We start from the raw sequence: 22530 nt of genomic DNA, 5'->3' as shown, positions 1-22530 counted from the left end.
GGGCGGGGCTGGGAGAGAAACAGTCCCTTTGAGATAAAAGGAGCAAGCATGTCAATCATTATCGACGTTTGTCTGGACGCAGTTCTGGATACAGTAAAACTCATTCCCTTCCTGTTTCTTACGTATTTTATTATGGAATACATGGAACACAGGACAAAAGCAGCAACGCAGCAGATGGTGCAGAAAGCCGGCAGATTCGGACCGCTTATCGGAGGTGTGCTGGGCGCATTTCCACAGTGTGGTTTTTCGGCGGCAGCTTCCGGTTTCTACGCAGGAGGGGTCATCTCTGTAGGAACGCTTCTGGCCATTTTTCTTTCAACTTCAGATGAAATGCTGCCTATTTTCATTTCGGAATCCGTGGCAGCGGGGACAATTTTTAAGATTCTGGGGCTAAAAGTGGTTATTGGAGCCGTTTCCGGTTTTGCCATTGATTTTCTCTGGAGAGTTGGCAGCAGAAAACGGGCCGAATACAGAGAACATCACCGTAAACATCACGAACATCACGAAAAAGGCATTCATGAACTGTGTGAACATGAGCATTGCCATTGTGAAGAAGGAAGTATTTTAAAATCTGCATTGATACACACGTTGCAGATAACCGTTTTTATTTTCCTGGTGTCTGCGGCCATTGGTTTTTTGGTAGAAGCGGTAGGACAGGAGCGAATCGGCAGTTTCATTGTCAATCAGCCGGTGCTGGGTGTTTTTCTGGCTGCACTGATTGGTATGATTCCAAACTGTGCGGCGTCTGTCATTATTACGCAGATGTATCTGAGTGGTATTCTGGGAGCAGGACAGATGATGGCAGGACTTCTGGCAGGAGCGGGAGTCGGTATTCTGGTACTCTGCAGGACCAATAAAGGCGCCAAAGAGAATCTGGGTATTATAGGGATTTTATATGGTGTCAGCGTGTTGTGGGGAATCTTATTTGAATTTGCAGGTATTGTATTATAAAAGGAAACAAAAAGGTGGAAAGAGCCGTTTTGCAGAAAACTGTTGAAAGTTTTTTTGACAGGGATTTGCAAAGCGGCTTTTCCTGTTTTGGACTGAGGAGAAAAAATAAATTGCCAGGTGGTTGACAATTGTAAAAATGGATGTTATATTACAGATAGAACAAAAATCCCATAAGAATGACTTTCAAAGGACGTAAGGTCCTCAGGGCATGTCTTATGTTTCAATAGATTGTAAAGGCAACAAGCAGGGGAAAAGTTAGAAGGTGGTAAAATTGAAGACAAAGAGAGATTGTTATGAGATTCTTGGATTGAGCAAAAACGCTACGGCAAATGAAATAAAAAAAGCATACAGAAAGCTGGCAAAAAAATATCATCCCGATACCAATGCAGGAAATGCACAGGCGGAAGAGCGGTTTAAAGAAGTGACAGAAGCCTACGGAATTTTAAGTGACGAAGAGAAGAAGAGGCTGTATGACCAGTTCGGCTATGCAGCCTTTGACGGCAGCAATCCGGGAGCAGAGGGACAAAATACCCGGCAGGGCGGTTATCGGGAATACCATTTTACAGGAGAGGATATGGGGGATATTTTCCAGGATATTTTCGGAAACGAGTTCCATGGAGACGCATCTTTTGGCGGACCGTTTACGGACGGATTTGGACGAGGTGGATTTAGCCGCCGGGGCGCTGATTTGCATGCAGATGTGACGATTACTTTTGATGAGGCGGCATTTGGCTGTAAAAAGATATTCCGTCTGCAGGACGAACATTCAGGACAGCCTCAGAATCTGCAGGTGCGGATACCGGCAGGCATTGCATCAGGCAAATACGTTCGTCTGAAAGGAAAAGGCTATCCGGGTACCCGAGGCGGGCAGCCGGGAGATTTGCTTTTGAAGGTTCAGGTACAGGATAAGCCGGGGTTTGAACGGAAGGGTATGGATGTGTACACGACTGTAAAAGTGCCTTTTACCACTGCTGTTCTGGGCGGTGAAGTTCCGGTCAGTACCATTTATGGAAATGTGCTTTGCAAAATCCGGGAGGGCACACAGTCAGGAACAAAAATCCGTCTGCGGGGGAAAGGAATCGTATCTATGAAGGATTCATCCGTCCATGGTGATCAGTATACCACTGTGGAAATCCAGGTGCCCAGAAATATCAGCCGGGAAGCAAGGCAAAAACTGAAAGAATTTGAACAGGCATGTAAAGGAAAAGGAAGCGGTTCCGGCAGCGCCGCATGAGTTTCGCACTCGTTGTACCAGACACTGCAGAAGAAAGAATAGGCTGTCGCGTGCGACAGCCTATTCGTCATCTGTGATTAATTTCTGAAATCAAATAAGTCTTTTACCGGAACATCTAAGGCATCTGCAATGTCAAATAAACTTTCCAGAGAAATAGAAGTTTTCACCTGAGGCGCTTCGATGTTGCTGATATGCGTTCTGCTCAGCCCTACATTCTGGGCAAGGTCAGCCTGAGTCAGCCCTTTTAATTTTCGATAATAAGAAATAGTCAGTCCGAGTTCCCGGAACTGCCGGATTCTCTTTTCGTTCATATTTGTGTTCTCCTTGTCTTCTGTAAAGTATAGCATTGACAGGGATACACAAAAACAAACTAAAAATATGCAAATAATAATTATAATATTGCAAAAATGAAATCCAATTTGAAATATGCACTGTTAAATTGTGGAAGAGAGATACTCATCGGCCATACGGCACATCTTTTCCAGACTGAATACATGCACATGGTTTCCGGATATGGTTTCAAATCCACTGACAAAGTCGGATTTGGAGAACAGATAATACCACTGTTCTTCATCAGGGAAAAGACTGGCATGCTTCTGCAAGTCATAAAGCGCGTCAACGTCCAGCCAGTCTTCTGTCCAGAAGCAGGCGCCCAGCATAATGTTGTCTCTGGAATAGGCGGCAATGGAAATGTATTCTGTTCTCTTCTTGGTGGGATGCTGTCCCCACCAGCGGCCAATGCGCTGCATAGGAAATGGTGTGCGTCCGGCCTTTTCTTCCAGTTCCAGAAAATCACGGCAGATATCCGGAAACACCCGGATAGTGTAATCTTCCAAAAGAGGAACGATTTGCTTTTCAAATACCTGTGCGCCTTCGCCCACTTCGATTTCGGAAAGATACGGCAGTACACAGGTATACCAGAAGCGGAAAATGCCGTCGCTAATCAGATAGAGGGCCCGGCGGCTGCCTTGATTTTCTGTGACCGGAACAATGCGGCTGACCAGATTGCGGGAAGCCAGAGAGGAAAGCAGACTTCCGGCTGCACTGGGGGTCAGATTCGTATAGTCACAGATTTCCTGCAGCTTTTTGGTTTCCGTGCCTATAGCTGAAAGGATGGCGCGCATAACAGAGGAGGCGGAATAATATTCTCTGGTGCGGGCTTCCACAAGCCGGTAAAAAATCCCGTCTGCAGTGAAAAACAATTCCCGGAGTTTTTCCCGCACACAGCAGTCAGCAGGAAAATACTGCAGATAAGCCGGAACGCCGCCTGTAATGCTGTAAAGCAGAATCTGTTCTTCAAACTTCATCTGAGGATATTGTCTGCGCATTTCAAAGAATGAAAAAGGCTCAAGGAGGAAAGAGGCAGCTTCTCTGGGGCTTTCTTTTTCATATAAGGAGGCCGGCTTGCACAAAAGTACAAAAAGCCGGGATTTTGGGTCCGCCCGTTGTATCAGCGAACTCAGCATAGTGGGAAAACGCCGGTTTGCGGCAGTCCAGTTGACGAAGTCATCCAGAATCAGAACCACAGGTTCACGGACAGAGTCTTTGGAAAGCAGTTTGAAAATATCTGCAAATTTTTTTGTGTTTTCATAAGAAGTACCCAGTCTGCGGATGCAAAGCTGTTGGAAAAGAGAAAAAATCTCCTCAAAAGGAAGGGCAGGGGCTTTAAAGTACAGTACGGTTCTCTCCTGTGAAAACTCCTGCAGCAGCCGGCTTTTGCCCATTCCGGGATGGGAATAGAGGGAAACCGCCTGGGTAATCTGGGTATCATATAATTGTGTTAAACTGGAAAGCAGTTGGCCTTTATCTATAAACATGATTTCTCCTTCGTTTGTATTACCATTTTTTTATTATTTTAGAGTGAGTTTTGCAGAAAGTCAAAAGATTTTGACAGGTTTTTTATAGAAAGTTTAGATTTGATTCTATATTATTTAGAGGAAAAGAGAAAAAACTATGCTATAATATACATAAGTAAGATTTAGAATAACTTTGGCGGAGAGGCAATAGTCATGAAATTAAAAACAAGAATCATCATTTCTTTCTTTATCATTGTGCTGGAACCCCTTCTTTTTACGGGGCTGGCCTTCTGGGCATTTTCTCAGTATCAGTTTAAAGTAATTGAAAAACAGTATGGCATTGAAAATCCCACTTACCAGAGTTTATCGAATACAGCAGAGCTTGTAAATAATCTGACAAATGAACAGGCACAGGTAATTCAGAAGGTGGCGGATACAGAACCGGAAAAATTTGAAAATATTCAATATCTGACTGAACTGAACAAAGAGCTGCAGAGTATGTATTCGTATCTTCTGGTATGCGAGGATGACAGAATTATTTATTATGGGTGCGAGGATTACCCTTCAGAGCTTGTAAAGAAGCTGGCAAAGGTACAGGAATTTACCACCAGTGCCAGCGACGGTATGTATCTGGGCGGTAAGGTACAGGCCCTTGTAAAAAGAGTGGATTTTCATACAGAAGAGGTACAGGAAGGAAATGTATTTATTGTTTCCAACATTTTAGAGACGCTTCCGCAGACAGAAGAATTATTTCGCAATATGCTGGTAACGGTGATTATTATTCTGGCAGTTACAGCGCTGGGACTGACCTGGTGGATTTACCGCGGTGTGATTTCGCCTTTGGACAAACTCCGCACTGCCACCAGAAAGATTAAGGAGGGAAATCTGGATTTTTCCGTATCTACAGAAGGTGTAAGTGAAATCGCAGAATTGTGCCAGGATTTCGAAGATATGCGCCAGCGGCTCAAGGAAAATGCCGAGGAAAAAATAGAGTTTGACCGGGAGAGTAAAGAGCTTATCAGCAATATTTCCCATGATTTAAAAACGCCTATCACAGCGGTCAAGGGCTATGTAGAGGGAATTATGGACGGCGTGGCCAACACCCCGGAGAAAATGGAGCGTTATATTAAAACGGTTTACAACAAAGCCAATGAGATGGACAGGCTGATTAATGAACTGACCTTTTATTCCAAAATGGATACCAATAAAATTCCGTATACCTTTAATAAAATTTCGGTTACAGACTTTTTTGATGACTGCGCAGAAGATTTGAAAATGGAACTGAGTTCCAAGAATGTGGAATTTTCTTATTCCAACTATGTGGAGCCGGAAGTGCTGGTCATTGCAGATGCAGAGCAGATTAAACGGGTTGTCAATAACATTGTGAGCAATTCTCTGAAATATACAGATGCAGGCAGGCAGAGGCGGATTAACCTGCGGGTAAAGGACGTGGGAGATTTCATTCAGGTGGAAATCGAGGATAACGGAAAGGGCATTGCGGCCAAAGATTTGCCTAATATTTTTGACCGTTTTTACCGTACAGATTCTTCACGAAATTCTTCCAAGGGCGGAAGCGGAATCGGGCTTTCCATTGTAAAGAAGATTATGGAGGACCATGGCGGAAAGGTCTGGGCGACAAGCAAGGAAAATATCGGAACAGTGATGTATTTTGTTCTTAGAAAATATCAGGAGGTACCAGTCAATGAGTAAGATTTTGATTATTGAAGATGAAGAGGCGATTGCAGATTTAGAGAAGGATTATCTGGAACTGAGCGGATTTGAGGTGGAAATTGAAAACCGGGGAGACGTAGGACTGAAAAGAGCTCTGGAAGAGGACTATGATTTGTTTATTCTGGATTTGATGCTGCCGCAGGTAGACGGCTTTGAAATCTGCCGGGAAATCCGAAATCAGAAAAATACGCCGGTTATCATGGTGTCTGCAAAGAAGGATGACATTGATAAAATCCGGGGTCTGGGTCTTGGAGCGGACGACTACATGACAAAACCTTTCAGCCCCAGCGAACTGGTAGCAAGGGTAAAGGCTCATCTGGCCAGATACGAAAGATTGATTGGCACCGGGGTGCAGGAAAATGATATTATTGAAATCCGTGGATTGAAGATTGACAAGACTGCCAGAAGAGTGTGGATAAACGGGGAGGAAAAAAATTTTACGACCAAAGAGTTTGATTTGCTGGCGTTTTTGGCCCAGAATCCAAACAGGGTATTTACCAAAGATGAGCTGTTTAAGGAAATCTGGGATATGGAATCTATCGGAGATATCGCAACGGTGACGGTGCATATTAAGAAGATTCGCGAGAAGATTGAATTTAATACGGCGAAACCACAGTATATCGAGACCATCTGGGGGGTGGGGTATCGGTTTAAGGTGTGAGATAAGGACTGCTGCTTTGTAAGAGTGAAGGCTTATGAAGCGGCAGTTTTATATTTTTCTGTAACGAAAAACCGGTTGTTCTTTCCTACCATAACAGATATAATGAGGAAAGAGCAATACAGATAGAAAGAAATTCGATTTCCGGCAACGAAAGGAGGCAGGTACGATGTTAAGAAGGGTATCCATAGGATATCAGGAATTTGAAGATATTATCAGTAATAATCTGTTCTTAAAAGAGTATGGACTTTCTGATAAATTCCGTGAGGTAAAACGCTGGTACGATGGTTTTACATTTGGAAATAAGACAGATATTTATAATCCGTGGTCTGTGATTCATTATCTGGACAAACAAAAGGTGGGACCCTACTGGGCGAATACAAGCAGCAATAGCCTGATAGGAAAAGTGATTCGTGAAGGTTCCTGCCAGATAAAAGAATCCTTTGAATGCCTGTTGGCCGGAGAAAGTATTACAACGCAGATGGATGAACAAATTGTGTATCATCAGCTTGATTTAGACGAAAATGCAATCTGGAGCCTTTTTCTGGCTAGCGGTTATCTCAAGATTGCAGGCAGTAAGGAGCAGGAAATGCCATATGGGGACTGGAAGCAAACCTATGAACTGTCAATAACAAATTTTGAGGTTATGGTTATGTTTCGTGACATGGTGCGTGGGTGGTTTGCTTCCTCTGCGTCAAATTACAATGCATTTATTAAAGCTCTTTTGCGGGATGATTTAAAAGCTATGAATGCTTATATGAACCGGACAGCCCTGGCAACATTCAGCTTTTTTGACAGTGGGAATAAACCGTCAGGAGAATCAGAACCGGAGCGGTTTTATCATGGATTTGTGTTGGGATTAATGGTTGAACTTGAGAATCGCTATACTATTACCTCAAACCGCGAGAGCGGATTTGGCAGATATGATGTGATTTTAGAACCAAAGAATAAGACAGATGACGCAATCATCTTGGAATTTAAAGTGCAGGATACGGATGATGAAAAATCTTTATCTGATACGGTAAAGGCGGCATTAGCTCAGATTCGGTCTAAGAAATATGACGTATCCCTGACTGCAAAAGGAATCAGCGAAAGCAGAATCAGAAAATATGGTTTTGCTTTTCACGGAAAGAAGGTTTTAATAGGAAGTTGAATAAGATGTTGCAAAGTAAGAAACACGGAGTATGAACATGAAACGAAAATACATCTATATACTTGGAGGTATCTTCTTCGCCTCTGCTCTCTTTTTGCTCCCTGCCTGCCAAAAGCAGCAGCCGGAGGAGAAAAAGGAAAAAGTCCGTCTGGAATTTTACAACCGGAAGCGGGAGGTTTATGAGGTTTTAGAGGAAATTATTGAAAAATTCAATACATCTCAAGATGAGATAGAAGTCTATCAGAATATGAATACCAATGCAGACACGGCTCTGCGGATTTCTGCTGTGGAAGGAGATTTTCCGGATATTGTAGAACTGGGCGGGCTGCAGAGTGTGGAAACTTTTGAATATGTTATGGGAAATTGTCTTCGGCCTCTGGATGACATGAACTGTGCAGAGCGGATTAAGGAGGAATATCTGCCGTATCTTCGTTACGATTCCCATATTTACCAGATGCCGTTGGTTATGAGCTTTGAGGGGGTTTATGTCAATAAAGACTTGTTTCAGGCAGAAGGGCTTGCAATTCCAAAAACTTATGAAGAATTGTGTCAGGTGTCCCGGGAAATACAGAAGCGGGGCAAGGTTCCTTTTCTCTTTGCAGACAAGGAAAGCTGGACCGTGCACCAGAACTGGGAAAGTATAGAAGGCGCGTCCAGAGGGAATTTTGAAAATTTCTGGACCGAAGTGGCCACAGGTCAGACTTCCTTTACAGAGGATCCGGTCAGCCGGGGGTCCCTGGAAAAACTCATAGAACTGCATGCGTATACGACAGAGGAATGCAGCAATCTGAATTACGATGAAGCCATGACAAAGTTTGCAGCGGGAGAAGGCTTTATGTTTATGCAGGGAAGCTGGGCCTATGAGAGCATTATGGAGAGAAATCCACAAATGGACCTGGAACTTATCCCTTTTCCTGTGGATAAAGGCAGTGAGCAGCTTGTGACGATGTGGATAGACAGCAGCGTGGGAATTTCCAAAGACTGTAAGTATCCGGAGGAAGCAGAGCAGTTTGTGGAATTTTTAATGCAACCGGAGAATCTGCAGACTTATCTGGATGCAGAATGTTCTCTTGGCAGTATGGAAGGAAGCAGAGACCGGGCGGAGTATGCTCCCAGAGTACATGAGCTTTTGCGGGAGGGCAAAGCGGTTATGGACGCGTCCTGGCTGCCTTTGCAGACCAGCGTTATCCGGGATAAGGATATTCTGGAACTAATGCCGGACGCAGGTGAAGAAGAGATAGATGCATATTTGGATGAATATACGAAAAGTCTGCAAAAGTATAAGGATGTGTATCTGGAAGCAAAGGAGAGAAGAAAATGAGGGGAAGAGGGGGAAAGAAGTCTTTTCAACAGAAAATGATGTATGGATTCGGAGCGTTGTTTGCGGTTTCTCTTCTGGCTTTTCTGGTATTCTTTATCCGAAGCTACCGGAGAGAAATGCAGACGGAAATTGAGCACATGGAGGAATACAATCAGCAGCTTGCTATGAACCTGGACAGTGTTCTGGACAATACAGATTCTTTTCTGTACCTGCATTTTTCAGATGATAAAATCCGCAATCTTCTGTGCAGTGATGACAGTGATATTGACCCGGAAAGTCAGAAAGCTGCAGAAGAAAATCTGGAAGAGTATCTGAAGCTGCTGGTGGATATGGGGCATGATGTGCTGCGTGCTGTGATTGTGACAGAAGACGGCAGACTTTATAAGAGCGTAGAGGAAATAGAAGACGATTATATTGAGAGAATGGACAGTCTGACCAAAGATGTACACTGGGAAAAAGGTATGCCGGGCTATTTCAGTCCGGTGCACAAGGAAACCATTAGTCTGGTAGAGCATAAAGTAGTGTCTGTTATCCGCCCTGTGTGGAATATTGTACAGGAGGAACCCATAGCTACTATATATTTGGACTTGGATTTTGATAAGCTGTCCAATCAGTGGTATCGCTCTGCGAAAATGAATCAAAGCTTTGAATTTCTGATTCTGGGAGAGGGACAGGTTTTGTTTGACTCGCAAAAGGGAGACGCTTCTGAGACAGAGACCATAGAAGAACTGATACAAAAATGCAAAACTTTGGTGCAGACGGAGAAAAAACAGGGGCTTTTGAAGCTGCATGGGCAGGAGTCTGTGATTTCTGTGACAAAGCATGAAGATACGGGGTGGTATCTGGTACAGTATCTTCCGGTGTGGGGACTGGCGCTGCAGATTCTGGACAATATGTCCGTACTGCTGGTAGTACTGGCTGCGGTGATACTGATTACTGTGGCAGGCAGCTATGCCCTGGCCAAATGGGTCAGCCGCCCGGTAAAGGAATTGTCCGATTTCATGGGAAGTGTGGCGGGCGTTTCTTTAGAGGGACAGGAGATTGCCCTGTTTCCTCAGGAAAAATCAGAGGGAACTGAGGAAATTCAGCAGATGATACAGAGTTATAATGCCATGGCGAAACGAATTAATGATAATATTATTAAAGATTATATTTATAGGCTGAATCAGAAGCAGGCAGAGTTGAAAATGCTGCAGTTTCAGATAAATCCCCATTTTCTGTACAATGCGTTAAATACCATCAGTTCCATAGCCCAACTGCAGGATGTGGACTATATACCGGAGATTGCCTCCGGATTGTCCGATATGTTCCGGTACAATATTGACGGAAGGGAAATTGTTTCTATACGGGAAGAAATCACCCAGACAGAGAACTATATGTGTATTCAGAAAATCCGTTTTCCGGAGCGCTTTTCTGTGGAAATCTCTGTGGAGGAGGAATTGCTTGACTGTAAGATATTGAAGTTCATTTTGCAGCCCATTGTGGAAAATTCTTATAAATACGGATTTACCGGGAAAAAGAAGCAGGACATTCTGCGTATCCAAGGCTGCAGGGAAGCAGACAAAACCATTGTCCTTATGGTGGAGGATAACGGCGTGGGCATGGAAGAAGAGAAGGTGCAGGCCATGAATGAAGCCCTTGCAGGGGAAGTGGGATTTGAGGCGGCAGCCGGTATTGGACTTCGCAATGTAAACGCCAGAATTAAAAATTATTATGGGGATTCCTGCGGTATCTGGCTGGAAAGCTGTCCGGGGAAATATACCCGGGTATATCTGCGGGTGAAGGAAATCGAAGTTTCACAGGAAAAGAGAGGGTAAAGAGATGCGGGTAATTGTTGCAGATGATGAATTTTTTGCCAGAAAGGCATTGGTGAAAAGGATTGGGGAATTGACCCGGGAGATAGAATTCTGTAAGGAAGCGGAAAACGGCAGGGAGGTACTGGAATTTCTGGGGGAAGAGGGGGCTGACCTGGTGGTGACAGATATTCGGATGCCAGATATGGACGGACTGGAAGTGGCCAGACAGGTGCGGGAAAAATTCCCGGAAACCAGCGTGATTATCCAAAGTGGATATGCAGATTTTGATTATGCAGCTACGGCCATCCGTTATGGAGTGAAGGATTATCTGACAAAACCGGTGAAAAAAGAAGAACTGGAAAAAGCAGTGCAGAGAGTGGAAGAAGAGCAGAAGAAGCTGCGGCAGAAAATAGAGAAACAACTGGCGGTTCGCAGGGGAGAGTTCATGGACTTTTCTCATATATTGGAAAACGAGGCAGCGGCAAAAGAGATTCTGGGGGACTTATTTCAGAAAATGGAGGAGGATGCCTGGTATCTTGCGGCGGTTCAGAGCAGAAATCAGCAGTTGTCCAAAGAGGAGATTCAAAGCATTTTGGGAATTTTCCGGGAAGAGAAAAGCAGTGCAGCCTATTTTTATCCCAAACAGGAATTTATTTTGATATTGAAAGCTGACGACAGAAAGGAATTGCCAGAGGCGCTTCTTAGAAAGAAACTGGTCTCCTGTTGGAATAAAACAGGGGCAGAATTGCAGCTGGGCGTCAGTCAGTGCCATGAAAGAACAGAAACCAGTGCAAAAGAGGGTGCAGGCGCATACCGGGAGGCAGTATATGCCATAAACCAGCGGCTTTTGCAGCCGGAGCAGCAGATATACCGCTACGAAGCGGAAGTGAACGTGGTACAGTTGTTTTCCCAGGCAGAGGAGATGGAATTGGAGAGGTGTCTGACAGAAAACCGGACAGAGGACGCAGTAAACATGGCGCGAAAGCTGTTCCGGCAGTGTGAAAACAGAGAGGAAATCAGTATTTATTCCCTTTTCACTTCGTTGATTCAGATTATGAATGTGATTAACAAGGTGTATACCATTCAAAGAGGTCAGGACAGTGGAGAGACGGACAAGAGTTCCTATCTGCTGTTTAATTTTAAGACAGATTTGTACGCCTTTCATTCTATGGAGGAACTGCAGCGCTATATTTTTGACCTGCTTTCTGATGTGTCGGAGGGGGAAGGACAGAAATCTTCCATTATAGAAGACTTGCTGAAATATCTGGAGTGGAATTATCAGCACGACATTACGGTCAATGAACTGGCGGCTCACAAGTATTTTGTCAATCCCAGTTATTTAAGCCGCCTCTTTAAGGCAGAGACCGGGAAGACCTTTTCCAAATATCTGATAGAACTGCGGATGCAGAAAGCCGCAGAGCTTTTAAAAGAAAGCGGACTGAAAATCAGTGACGTGGCGCTTTGTGTGGGATATAATGATGTGTCCTACTTTATACAAACCTTTAAAAAGCATTATCTTATGACACCGGAGCAATATAGAAACCAGTAAGAAATTTTTTATTCGTCATATCAGATAATTTATACCGAAAAAAAGCCATTCTCCTTATAATAAATTTCAGATAGAGGGCAAGAGACCCCAAAGGAATATTATAAGGAGGATTTTTTTATGAAAGGGAAACAAGTAACAGCACTTGGACTTGCTGCAATGATGGGTATGAGTCTGCTGGCTGGCTGCAGCGGCGGAAGTGCAGAAACGGGAAAAGAAACAAAGAAGACTTCAGACGGAAAGACAGAACTGGAACTTTTCGGTACAAAGACAGAAAATAAAGAAACTTTACAGAAATTAGTAGATGCGTACAATGAATCTCAGGATAAAGTAACTGTAAAATTAACACAGCCGGCAGACGCAGGTACGGTTTTGAAAACCCGCATGACAAAGAACGACCTTCCCGATATGGTGGCTATGGGCGGTGACTTCAACTACGCGGAGCTGCAGTCTGCAGGAGTTCTGACAGACTTATCCGGGGAAGCATTTTTGGACAATATTAACGAATCTTACATCAATATGCTGTATGCTTTGAATAAAGACCAGGAAGAAAAATCTTACGGTGTTCCTTATGCAACAAACTCTTCCGGAATTATTTACAACAAAGATATTTTTGCAGAAAACAGTATTGAAATTCCAACTACATTTTCTGAATTAATGGAAGTCTGTGAAAAATTAGAGGCAGCAGGAGTAACACCTTTTGAACTGACCTTTAAAGACGCATGGACCATTCTTCCGGCATGGAACTCTATGGCGCCGGTTATGCAGCCGGAAAACTTCTACAATGATAAGAGAGAAGGAAAAGCAACTTTTGAAGGTACTCATGAAGCAGTTCTGGAAAATTATCTGAAGCTGGTAGAACACGCACAGAAAGACTATATGGGAACTTCTTATGATGACGGAAACAAGAAATTTGCAGCAGGTGAAGCTGCCATGATGATGAACGGAAGCTGGGCGATTACAGAAATCAAAAAAGCAAATCCAGATGTCAACATTGACCAGTTTAAATTCCCGGCTACAGATGATGTAGAGAAAAACAAAGTAACCTCCGGCGTGGATGTGCTTCTGGGTATTACAACAAATTGCGGTGACACAGACAGTGCAAAAGACTTCATCAGCTTTATGGTACAGGAAGAAAACGCACAGCTTTATGCAGATGAACAGTTTGCTTTCTCCGCAGTAAAAGGTGTAGAGCAGAATGATCCAAGCGTTGCAGGTGTAAAAGCAGACATTGAAGCCGGTAATGTAGTAGACTTCCCAGACCATTACTATCCAAGCGGTTTTGATTTAAGTGCAGCACTGTCCAATTTCTTCCTGGAAAAAGAAAACGGCAAAGACGATTCTGCAAATATTGCAGCTACTTTAAAGAAGCTGGATACAGATTATGACACATTGAACGTGAACTAAGAGGTAGAAGAATGAAGAAAAAACACGGAAAGAAATCCACTGTCAACAAAGCGTTTTATTTTATGGTGGTTCCGTTTATGATTCTGTTCTTTATTTTCCATACCATACCGTTTCTTCAGGGTATTTTCTACAGCTTTACCGACTGGAAAGGGTATGGTATCTGGAATACCGTAGGATTTCGGAACTACATTCAGTTTTTCAAAGACCCGGCCATGGGACAGACCTATGCCTTTACCATTAAATTTGCGCTGTGCGCCACAATTCTGGTAAACGTTCTGAGTCTTGCCCTTGCCTGTGGTCTGAATGCAAAAATCAAATTCAAAAACACGATTAAGGCAATTTATTTCCTGCCTTATATGCTGGGAACCCTCATTATCGGCTTTGTATTTAACTTTATTTTCGGCAATGTCATTCCTCTTTGGGGACAGAAACTGGGAATTGAAGCGCTGAGCACCAACATTCTGGGAACCAATCACGCATGGCTGGGAATTTTGTTCGTAACTGTATGGCAGGCTATGGCTTTTAATACGCTGATTTATCTTTCAGGACTGCAGACTGTGGACCGTGACGTATATGAAGCAGCAGACCTGGACGGAGCAACAGGATTTAAGAGATTTACAAAGATTACCTTCCCGTTAATTGCCCCGTTCTTTACCATTAATATGGTTTTGAGCGTGAAGAACTTCCTTATGGCATTCGACCAGATTATGGCAATGACAGGCGGCGGTCCCGGTACATCCACAACCAGTATCTCTGTGTTGATTTACAAACGAGGCTTTGACGGCGGACAGTTCGCATACCAGTCAGCCAATGCGGTGATTCTGTTTCTGATTATTGCGGGAATTTCTATATTCCAGCTGAAAGTACTTGAGAAGAGGGAGGCGAAGATGAACTGATGGGAAAAAGTAAATGTCATGTAAAAGAAAAATACAACTGGCCCATGACCATACTGCTGATTTTGCTGGCAGTGGTGTTTATCCTCGGACCTTTATACATAGCAGTGCTGATTGCGGTGAAAGACCCGTCAGAAATGGCGAATGTGCTGTCTTTCCCGAAAAAACTCCGCCTGCAGAACTTCGCAGACGCCTGGGTGATGACGGATTATCCGAGAAAGTTTATGAACACTCTGTTTATCACGGTTATCAATCTGGTATTTACCATTCTCACAAACTCTATGGTAGCTTATGCCATTACAAGGAATAAAGATAAGAGTAAACTTTTCAACCTGGCTTATTATTACTTTGTCAGCGCCATGTTTATTCCTTTCAATGTTATTATGCTGCCATTGGTAAAACAGGCTTCTGCTTTCCACATGGACAATATTTTCGGAATTACTTTCCTGTATATTATTTTCGGTCTTCCGATGAATATTTTCCTGTATACGGGATTTGTAAAGTCCATACCCCCGGCGCTGGACGAAGCAGCGTACATTGACGGTGCAACTCCGTTTCAGACCTTTTATAAAATTATTTTTCCTTTGATGAAACCTATGAGCGCTACCGTGGCTATTCTGTCCTTTATGTGGACCTGGAATGACTTTTCCATGCCTTTGGTGCTTTTAAGCGAGGAGAAATATCAGACCTTACAGCTTGCACAGTATGTGTTCAAGGGACAATTTAATACAGAGTACAATCTGGCCTTTGCGTCTTATCTGCTGGTATTGATTCCGATTCTTCTGGTGTATATTTTCTGCCAGAAATGGATTATCGCGGGCGTGACTAACGGGGCAGTAAAAGCGTAAAGAAGAAAGAATGATGAACTGAGGATTCATCATAAGGCGCCGGTTGGGACACCCTTCGTAAGGAAGGTGCCCCAACCGGCTTTTTAGACAATTATCTGTTACTTGCATATCTCAATTTCACTTTCATAATATTGTTCCTGAAAATGAACTGCTTCTGAAATTTTATTTTGATTGAAATTTAATCCTTCAGGTGCGGCAACCAGCTTATCTTCCACATCGTTATGGCGATGAATGATTCCGATAATACGGGCCGTGTATTCTTCGACAGGAACATCTATACCAAGCAAATATACATCGAGTTCTTCACCATCACCACCGAATACATTTGGTATATATCCGTAATTAATGGGATAGGCAAGGCCTGGGTGTTTAGGGTGTATGCTTCCAATAGGTCGGTCTATTTTTATATTTACTGTCTTTCCGAGATAGGATTTTACAAGTGCTTTTCTCAGAGTATAGACGATAAAATCGTGTTTTCCTTTGAGATACTTTTCTCTGCCGTTATCAATGGGAGCTTGCAGGGCAAGAGATACCTTTAGGGCTTCATACGCTTTTGCAACCGAAGGTGTGTTGTTAAGATAATCTCTAAAATTTATGTAATTTATCCAATCCATACTATTTGTACGGACGACATGGATGAAATGAGTTTGCACATCTCCCGTACCTTCATAAAAATTACCACAAGCAAACAACAACTGACCTCTGACAGATGCTTGGGCATTGGGGCGATAGTAAAAGCCATTGTCTTTTAATTCTTCTTCAAAACGGAGCATATTATCAAAATCATCAACTGCGACTGCAATATCAATTATGGGTTTTGCCTTTATGGAACGTATAGAGGTGCTCCCCACATGCTGAATATCTTTTATGACATTACCCAGGATTTGCTTCAAACGAGAAATTGTATTCTGAGCTTCAGTTTCCCATTCTTTTTCGTGTTCACACAGTTTTATCGTTCCTCGTTTTAATCCAATCATTATTTAACCTCCAAACGGTAACTTCTAAGGGTATTCCATCATCTTCGACACCTCTGGCCAATGAATGAACTATTATAGTAATTTTATCACATGAAAAAATTTTATTCTACTATTCCGAATCCATGGTAATCCCCCCATATGCTTAATTTTACTTACAATTCCAGGCATTCTGCATGATTTTGTCAGGGTTTTTCTGTTACTCTTGCCATGTGCGAAAAAATTTACTACACTGGAGGTAAGACTTATTTGGATAATAATAAAGGGGTGTACCAAACAGTAAAATTTTAAAAGGAGAAAAATGATGTTAAAAACATTTCAGTATGATGAAGTTCCGGTATTGGAAACAACCTCCGGAAAATTAAAAGGATATTTTTATGATGGCAGTTATGTATTTAAAGGGATTCCCTATGCCTATGCAGAGCGGTTTCAGATGCCGGTTCCTTCCCATTGGGAAGGAGTCCGGGACGCCTGCTCTTATGGATTTGTGTGTCCGCTGATGACACAGGAAACGCCGACAGCAGAGCTTATGGTTCCCCATCGTTACTGGCCGATGGACGAGCACTGCCAGAACCTGAATATTTGGACTAAAGTGCTGGATAAAAATGCGAAAAACCCGGTTCTTGTATGGCTTCACGGAGGTGGATATTTTGCCGGTTCTTCCATTGAGCAGGTGGCTTATGACGGACATAATATGTGTATGGAAGGGGATGTGGTAGTCGTTTCTATTAACCACAGACTGAATATTCTGGGTTATCTGGACTTATCTCCTTTTGGCGAGAAGTATTATAATTCCGGAAATGCCGGACATGCAGACATGGTGGCTGCCCTGCAGTGGGTGCATGACAACATTGCTGTTTTCGGCGGAGACCCGGACAACGTCACCATCTTCGGACAGTCCGGCGGCGGTATGAAGGTAGCGGATTTGATGCAGATTCCGGCAGCAGACGGATTATTCCACAAGAGCCTGATTATGAGTGGTGTTGCAGATGAAAACTTACTTCCGTCCAGCAGAGGCAACGGGGAAGCCATCGTTACCGCCATGCTGAACGAACTTGGCTGGACAAAAGAGGAGGTAGAGAAACTGGAGACCATTCCTTATGCACAGCTTGTTCAGGTATATACCAAGGTGATGCCACAGGTGGCTGCTACAGGCGCTTATGTGGGAAACGGACCGCAGGCCAATGACTGGTTTCAGGGGAATCCGCTGCAGTTTGGCATGAGAGAGCATGCTTATGAAATTCCTGTGATGATAGGTTCTGTTTATGGAGAATTTGCTTTTGCGCCGCAGATGTTTGATAAGAAAGCGCTCACAGATGAGGAACGCCGCGCGATGGTAAGCAAGGTATACGGAGAACACACCGGGGAAATGGAAACACTTTTCAAAGCAACTTATCCGGGTAAAGACTTTACCGACCTTTTGAATATTGACCGTGTTATGCGCCGGCCTTCTAAAAAACTGGCGGCCATGCATGCCAAAGGAGAAAAGGCAGGCACCTATCTGTACCAGTTTAACGTGGAATTTCCTATGATGGGAAAAATTGCATGGCACTGTTCGGATATTCCGTTTTTCTTCCATAACACCGAACTGGTGGAAGTGTGTTCTATTCCGGGCGTTACGGAAAATCTGGAAGAGCAGATGTTTGGGGCGTTTATGAATTTTGCGAAAACGGGAGTGCCGGCACAAGAGAAGCTGCCTGCATGGCCGCCTGTGGCAAGAGAGCAGGAACCAACCATGATTTTGGATGAGAAATGCGAAGTGCGGAATCATTTTGACGACGCTCTGCTGGAAAAAATCGACAGCATTCTGCCGCCTTTTAACCTTATGGCGATGATGGCAGATACCGATGTGCAGCATTAGTGGATAAGGTTTAGAAAGTCAGATGATGTTCATAGTAGGTGTAAAAGCTGAAGGATTGAAACGATTTATAGTACAAATCGTTATATTTATAATAATACATGAGCCAAAAATCGGATGGACAGGAAAAGCAGGAACGCAACCAAGGAATACGAATAGCCCTTGACAGAATGATTCGACAGGCAATTGCACGGACAATATCTGACATTTACAAAGAAGTTTTTGGTGACAACAGCTATGGATTCAGACCCGGCAGAAGCTGCCATAATGCAATCAGACAGGCACTTGTAACTAATAGAATACCTGAAAAGAAGGCTATCGCAAGAACATTAACAGTTACAAGCAAGCGGGTTAATGAGAGAGTGAGAGGATGGATTAATTGTTTCAGAATCGGGATGATGAAACAGTATATGCAGGAAATGGATGAGACATAAAAATCAGAGTTATAGTCCTGGAACAATGGGAAAGACGGAAAACAATCTGTTGAAACCTAAGCTGTCTGTACTGGAAACATAGGAAGGAATTCACAGACTGATATCCGTAGAGAGAAACATCTGTAATCCTAATAGCCTTTTAAATGTGATTGATGAAAATACGCTGCTTCGATTGGATACAGAGCCGATAACGAAGACTGGGTATGTGAAGTAGTGACATCATCCCCAATACAATAAACAGGCTGTTTGCAACGGACACCCCTTGTTTGCGAGAGTATGTTGTTTGCTGGTACTTCGATTATACATCATTCATTAGAGGGTATCTTTATTTTGTGCAATATTTTGGATTTGCTCATTCATAGTTGAAGAAATACTACTGAAATGCTATAATTTTTCTGAATCAATATTACTTTTTGGGGAAAAACAGTGAAAAGAAAGACACAATACTTAAAATGTGTTATGACATACAACATAATCTTATTGATACCTTTTCTTATTATTAGCGTTTGTGTGTTAGATTTATTTAAAAAACATCAATATGAAAAAGTAGAGAATGAAGTAAAAATGACTTTTGAACGTCAGGATGATTTCCTAAAACAACAGACAACCGTTATTAGGGACTTTGGGGATAAATGCAGATTTAACAAAATTTATAATGAATTATATTGGGATACACCAAATGTTTATTTGGACATAGAAGATGATTTAAAAGAACAAGAAGATAAAATTCCCTTTGTGGATGGGATTTATTTATATGATGAGAAAAAGGAAATTGTTTTATCTTCTGTAGGTTTATTTTCGGAAGAATTATTTTTTGATAAAATTTGTCAGATAGAGACAGAAATTTTTGAAAATGCTGAAAATTTAGAGGGAGGGGTGGTAGCCTGCAGGGCTCTTTTACAGGGAGAGAAAAAGGAGGGGATTCTGTTTGTTACTGCAATCAGAACATGGACCTCTAAAGGGGAAGAGACAAAATATTTACTATTTCCTGTGAGAAATCGGAAAATCAATTCTCAGTTTGAACAGTCAGAAGAAGATAAAATTTTTCTTACTTATCAGGATAAAGTTCTCTATACTACAGAAAATTGGAAAATAGAGGACAATTGGGAGAAAAGTTTTGAAAAAGCACTTTCAGATAAGGACGCTTATGTATGGCAAAGTGATATGGAGTGCGGATTTAAATATACCCGAATGATTTCTAAAAAAAGTATTACGGATAGTTTGAATATTTATTTAAGAGGCTATGCAATATGGGTGCTGTGCAGCCTTGGAATTGGTGTTGTGCTGGCATGTTTCTTTTCAAAGATACGATATGAGAACTATAGAAAATTAATTTTGCATAACGAGGAACTGGAGGAAGAAAGAAATGGGCTCAGAATAGAGAGCTGTTTATATGAGCTTTTGCAAAAAGAGGTACGCCCACAGGAAGAATTATGGAATAGATGTCTGGAAAGTAAGATTTATATTAATCGAAAATATAAATTTTTTGTGGTTCTGCCAGATAATATTCCTGAAAATAAGGGATATTATGAATGGTTTGGACAGCAGATGAATAAATATAGTGTTTCTACTGCATATCGAATTGAAATTGTAGAAGGGATGCTGATTTATCTTGTATGTACAGATGAATCTGCCAGAGAATTGGAAAAGAAGATTACCACACTGGCTACAGGAAATGTGCAGATTGGAATTGGAGATTTAACTACAGATATTAGTAAATTGCGGCAATCGTACCAGCAGGCAAAGGAGAGAATGAATAAACTGCCCGGAAGCAAAGAAAAAAATCTATATCCGGAAAGAGAAGTTATGTCTTTAAAAGAAGCAGTAAAAAACAGTGATGGCACAAGGGCAGCTTTATTGATTGATGAAATTTCAGATTATATGAAGCAAATAGATACCACAATGATAACAGGTATTTTGTGGGATGTATCCAGAATTTTCGGCATTAGTATGAACAAAGTTTTAGAAGAAAAAGAGAATGCAAATGAGTCTATAGATGATTTTGCTAAACGATTTTTAGAGGATATGAAGAAAAAAGCAGAGTTGCTTCCCAAGCCTGTTCAGGAAAAAACATCAGGATATAAAAAACGTGATATTGTAGATGTGCTAAGTTATGTGCATGAGCATTATTTGGACGATAATTTCAGTGTGAAGTATATAGCCGCTTATTTTGAAACCTCGGTATCTAATCTCAGCCATTTCTTTAAAAAAAATATGGAAATCACAATTTCACAGTATGTAGAGCAGATTAAACTGGAGAGAGCAAAAGAAATGTTGCAAAGTAGCGATAAGAAAATTTCTGAAATTGCAGAAATTTTGCGTTATGCCAACAGTACAGCATTTATTGAAATGTTTAAAAAGTACGAAGGCGTAACACCGGGAGCGTACAGGGAAGACGGCAATAATAAAGATTAGTAAAGAGTTAAGAAAATTATGGAAAAGAAAAGGTATAATGTTTTATTTATTCAAGTTGATCAATGGGGTGAAAAATTTTTGAATTTTACAGGAAATGATAAGATTATGACACCTACCATTAATCAACTGGCACGAGATGGGGTGACTTACTCCAATTGTTATAGTACTTGCCCGGTATGCATACCGGCACGTAGAAGCCTTATGACAGGTTTATTTCCCAAAGCACATGGGGATCGGGTTTATAGCGATAGAATGAAAATGCCATCGGTTACAACTTTGGCTGAAGCATTTCATCAGGCAGGATATCATACTATGGCAGTGGGGAAATTACATGTATATCCTCAAAGAAATCGTATAGGATTTCAAGATGTTATTCTTCAGGAAGAGGGAAGGTACGAATTTGGCGGGCCGGATGATTATCAAATATGGTTGGGGGAAAACGGCTATATCGGTCAGGAATTTCTTCACGGAATGGGAAACAATACCTACTATACAAGAACTTGGCCTTTAGGAGAAAATGCCCATCCAACCACATGGGCTACAGGTCAAATGGTAAAACAAATCAAGAGAAGAGATCCGGAAAAACCTGCATTTTTTTATCTTTCATATACGTTTCCCCATCCACCACTGGTTCCGCTGTCAGAATATTGGAATATGTATTCTGATCAGGATATACAAGAACCGGAATACGGAGATTGGGAAGACGAAAGTTTTATTTTTAAAGAATTAATGGAAGCGGCAAGATATTATTCTCATAAAGAAATGATAAGAGCGAAAAAAGCGTATTATGCACAATGCACACATATTGATCATCAAATTCGGCTGGTGATTGGAGCGTTAAAGGAAGAAGGTATTTTGGATGATACGATTCTTGTATTTACCAGTGATCACGGTGAAATGCTGTTTGACCATGGTATGGTAGGAAAACGTACTTTTTATGAGAATTCTGCACATATACCTTTAATTTTTTCAGGAAAGCCGATTGTTGACATAAGAGGAAGGATAGATGATAGAATTGCCTGTTTGGAAGATATTATGCCAACATTGTTGGATTTATGTAATATCCAAGTGCCGGATACTGTAGAAGGTCGATCGTTATTTGAAAAAGAAAGACGAGATTTCTTATATGGAGAAATCAGTGAGGGATATAGAGCTACACGAATGATTCGTATGGAAAATTACAAATTGATTTATTATCCGTATGGAAATAAAATACAGATTTTTGATATTCTTCAAGATAAGAATGAGTTGCATGATTTATCAGACAAAGATGAATTTAAAAATGTAAAGGAAGAGATGCTGATTAGATTATGTTCTTCTTTGTATGGAAAGGACAGAGACGAGTGGATAAAGAATGGAAAGCTTGTAGGACTTGAAACACCGGATTATAAGGAACGGGGGGATTATACATTGTCTAATCAGCGAGGCTTGCATTGGCCTATATAAAGAAAAAAGGACTGGATTTATTTAAAATTCAGCCTTTTTTCTTTATTATTTATGAAATCATATTGTTAT

16 protein-coding genes and 1 pseudogene are annotated in these 22530 nt (G+C 41.9%); 14 read left to right on the top strand and 3 right to left on the bottom strand.

The genetic code is table 11. From position 1 onward, the window contains the following. The first annotated feature begins 54 nt into the window (after positions 1–54). Positions 55–951, top strand: a complete 897-nt coding sequence (locus G5A70_RS09010) for a putative manganese transporter (RefSeq protein WP_226853596.1) — start codon at positions 55–57, stop codon at positions 949–951. 271 nt (positions 952–1222) lie between these two features. Then, entirely contained in the window at positions 1223–2185 is a 963-nt protein-coding gene (locus G5A70_RS09005; RefSeq protein ID WP_173749316.1) for a DnaJ C-terminal domain-containing protein, read from the top strand. A gap of 77 nt (positions 2186–2262) precedes the next feature. Here G5A70_RS09005 and G5A70_RS09000 read toward each other — a convergent pair whose 3' ends face one another. Next, the gene (locus tag G5A70_RS09000) at positions 2263–2496 is read right to left on the bottom strand and encodes a helix-turn-helix transcriptional regulator (RefSeq protein ID WP_173749315.1); all 234 of its coding nucleotides are present in this window, start codon (positions 2494–2496) and stop codon (positions 2263–2265) included. Positions 2497–2619: 123 nt separating this feature from the next. Next, positions 2620–4002, bottom strand: a complete 1383-nt coding sequence (locus G5A70_RS08995; RefSeq protein ID WP_173749314.1) for an ATP-binding protein — start codon at positions 4000–4002, stop codon at positions 2620–2622. 192 nt (positions 4003–4194) lie between these two features. On the opposite strand from G5A70_RS08995, the gene G5A70_RS08990 reads away from it, so the two are divergent. From G5A70_RS08990 to G5A70_RS08950, 9 genes and pseudogenes are all read left to right on the top strand, one after another. Next, positions 4195–5691, top strand: coding sequence for a sensor histidine kinase (locus G5A70_RS08990; protein ID WP_173749313.1), 1497 nt, complete (start codon positions 4195–4197; stop codon positions 5689–5691). After that, positions 5684–6373, top strand: coding sequence for a response regulator transcription factor (locus G5A70_RS08985; RefSeq protein WP_173749312.1), 690 nt, complete (start codon positions 5684–5686; stop codon positions 6371–6373). The genes G5A70_RS08990 and G5A70_RS08985 overlap by 8 nt, the downstream gene beginning before the upstream one ends. A 229-nt stretch (positions 6374–6602) precedes the next feature. After that, positions 6603–7523: pseudogene (locus G5A70_RS08980) on the top strand (PD-(D/E)XK nuclease domain-containing protein); the annotation flags it as partial. Positions 7524–7560: 37 nt separating this feature from the next. Next, a complete protein-coding gene (locus G5A70_RS08975) occupies positions 7561–8844 on the top strand; it encodes an ABC transporter substrate-binding protein (protein ID WP_173749310.1) in 1284 nt (427 codons plus the stop codon). Then, positions 8841–10661: a cache domain-containing sensor histidine kinase gene (locus tag G5A70_RS08970; RefSeq protein WP_173749309.1), complete on the top strand. Its 1821-nt coding sequence runs from the start codon at positions 8841–8843 to the stop codon at positions 10659–10661. Before G5A70_RS08975 ends, G5A70_RS08970 begins: the two co-directional genes overlap by 4 nt. A 4-nt stretch (positions 10662–10665) precedes the next feature. Next, positions 10666–12189, top strand: coding sequence for a response regulator transcription factor (locus G5A70_RS08965; RefSeq protein WP_173749308.1), 1524 nt, complete (start codon positions 10666–10668; stop codon positions 12187–12189). A 117-nt stretch (positions 12190–12306) separates the two neighbouring features. Beyond that, positions 12307–13593 (top strand): ABC transporter substrate-binding protein, encoded by a 1287-nt coding sequence (locus tag G5A70_RS08960; RefSeq protein WP_173749307.1) that lies wholly within the window; start codon positions 12307–12309, stop codon positions 13591–13593. A gap of 11 nt (positions 13594–13604) precedes the next feature. Beyond that, positions 13605–14489 carry a carbohydrate ABC transporter permease gene (locus G5A70_RS08955; RefSeq protein WP_173749306.1) on the top strand — a complete coding sequence of 295 codons (885 nt, stop codon included), beginning with the start codon at positions 13605–13607 and terminating at the stop codon, positions 14487–14489. Next, complete coding sequence (locus G5A70_RS08950) at positions 14489–15334, top strand: carbohydrate ABC transporter permease (RefSeq protein WP_173749305.1); 846 nt, start codon at positions 14489–14491, stop codon at positions 15332–15334. The genes G5A70_RS08955 and G5A70_RS08950 overlap by 1 nt, the downstream gene beginning before the upstream one ends. A gap of 98 nt (positions 15335–15432) precedes the next feature. Here the strand turns inward: G5A70_RS08950 and G5A70_RS15610 are convergent, their stop codons facing one another. Further along, positions 15433–16311 carry a GrpB family protein gene (locus G5A70_RS15610; protein WP_202031324.1) on the bottom strand — a complete coding sequence of 293 codons (879 nt, stop codon included), beginning with the start codon at positions 16309–16311 and terminating at the stop codon, positions 15433–15435. Positions 16312–16612: 301 nt separating this feature from the next. Here G5A70_RS15610 and G5A70_RS08935 point away from each other — a divergent pair, with 301 nt between their 5' ends. From G5A70_RS08935 to G5A70_RS08920, 3 genes are all read left to right on the top strand, one after another. Beyond that, the gene (locus G5A70_RS08935; protein ID WP_173749304.1) at positions 16613–18169 is read left to right on the top strand and encodes a carboxylesterase/lipase family protein; all 1557 of its coding nucleotides are present in this window, start codon (positions 16613–16615) and stop codon (positions 18167–18169) included. Positions 18170–19164: 995 nt separating this feature from the next. Then, a complete protein-coding gene (locus G5A70_RS08925; protein WP_173749303.1) occupies positions 19165–21015 on the top strand; it encodes a helix-turn-helix domain-containing protein in 1851 nt (616 codons plus the stop codon). A gap of 18 nt (positions 21016–21033) precedes the next feature. Continuing rightward, entirely contained in the window at positions 21034–22461 is a 1428-nt protein-coding gene (locus G5A70_RS08920) for a sulfatase-like hydrolase/transferase (protein WP_173749302.1), read from the top strand. Positions 22462–22530 lie beyond the last annotated feature (69 nt).

Source organism: Blautia hansenii (genome assembly GCF_013304445.1).
In the GTDB taxonomy this organism is placed as follows: Bacteria; Bacillota; Clostridia; order Lachnospirales; family Lachnospiraceae; genus Blautia.
This window is presented reverse-complemented; position numbering and strand designations above follow the sequence as displayed.

Coding starts and splice junctions, on each gene's coding strand:
- G5A70_RS09000 (WP_173749315.1), bottom strand. CDS start 2,496: ATGAACGAAAAGAGAATCCGGCAGTTCCGGGAACTCGGACTGACTATT.
- G5A70_RS08920 (WP_173749302.1), top strand. CDS start 21,034: ATGGAAAAGAAAAGGTATAATGTTTTATTTATTCAAGTTGATCAATGG.
- G5A70_RS08975 (WP_173749310.1), top strand. CDS start 7,561: ATGAAACGAAAATACATCTATATACTTGGAGGTATCTTCTTCGCCTCT.
- G5A70_RS08955 (WP_173749306.1), top strand. CDS start 13,605: ATGAAGAAAAAACACGGAAAGAAATCCACTGTCAACAAAGCGTTTTAT.
- G5A70_RS08935 (WP_173749304.1), top strand. CDS start 16,613: ATGTTAAAAACATTTCAGTATGATGAAGTTCCGGTATTGGAAACAACC.
- G5A70_RS08950 (WP_173749305.1), top strand. CDS start 14,489: ATGGGAAAAAGTAAATGTCATGTAAAAGAAAAATACAACTGGCCCATG.
- G5A70_RS08965 (WP_173749308.1), top strand. CDS start 10,666: ATGCGGGTAATTGTTGCAGATGATGAATTTTTTGCCAGAAAGGCATTG.
- G5A70_RS15610 (WP_202031324.1), bottom strand. CDS start 16,311: ATGATTGGATTAAAACGAGGAACGATAAAACTGTGTGAACACGAAAAA.
- G5A70_RS08970 (WP_173749309.1), top strand. CDS start 8,841: ATGAGGGGAAGAGGGGGAAAGAAGTCTTTTCAACAGAAAATGATGTAT.
- G5A70_RS08925 (WP_173749303.1), top strand. CDS start 19,165: ATGACTTTTGAACGTCAGGATGATTTCCTAAAACAACAGACAACCGTT.
- G5A70_RS08990 (WP_173749313.1), top strand. CDS start 4,195: ATGAAATTAAAAACAAGAATCATCATTTCTTTCTTTATCATTGTGCTG.
- G5A70_RS08985 (WP_173749312.1), top strand. CDS start 5,684: ATGAGTAAGATTTTGATTATTGAAGATGAAGAGGCGATTGCAGATTTA.
- G5A70_RS08995 (WP_173749314.1), bottom strand. CDS start 4,002: ATGTTTATAGATAAAGGCCAACTGCTTTCCAGTTTAACACAATTATAT.
- G5A70_RS08960 (WP_173749307.1), top strand. CDS start 12,307: ATGAAAGGGAAACAAGTAACAGCACTTGGACTTGCTGCAATGATGGGT.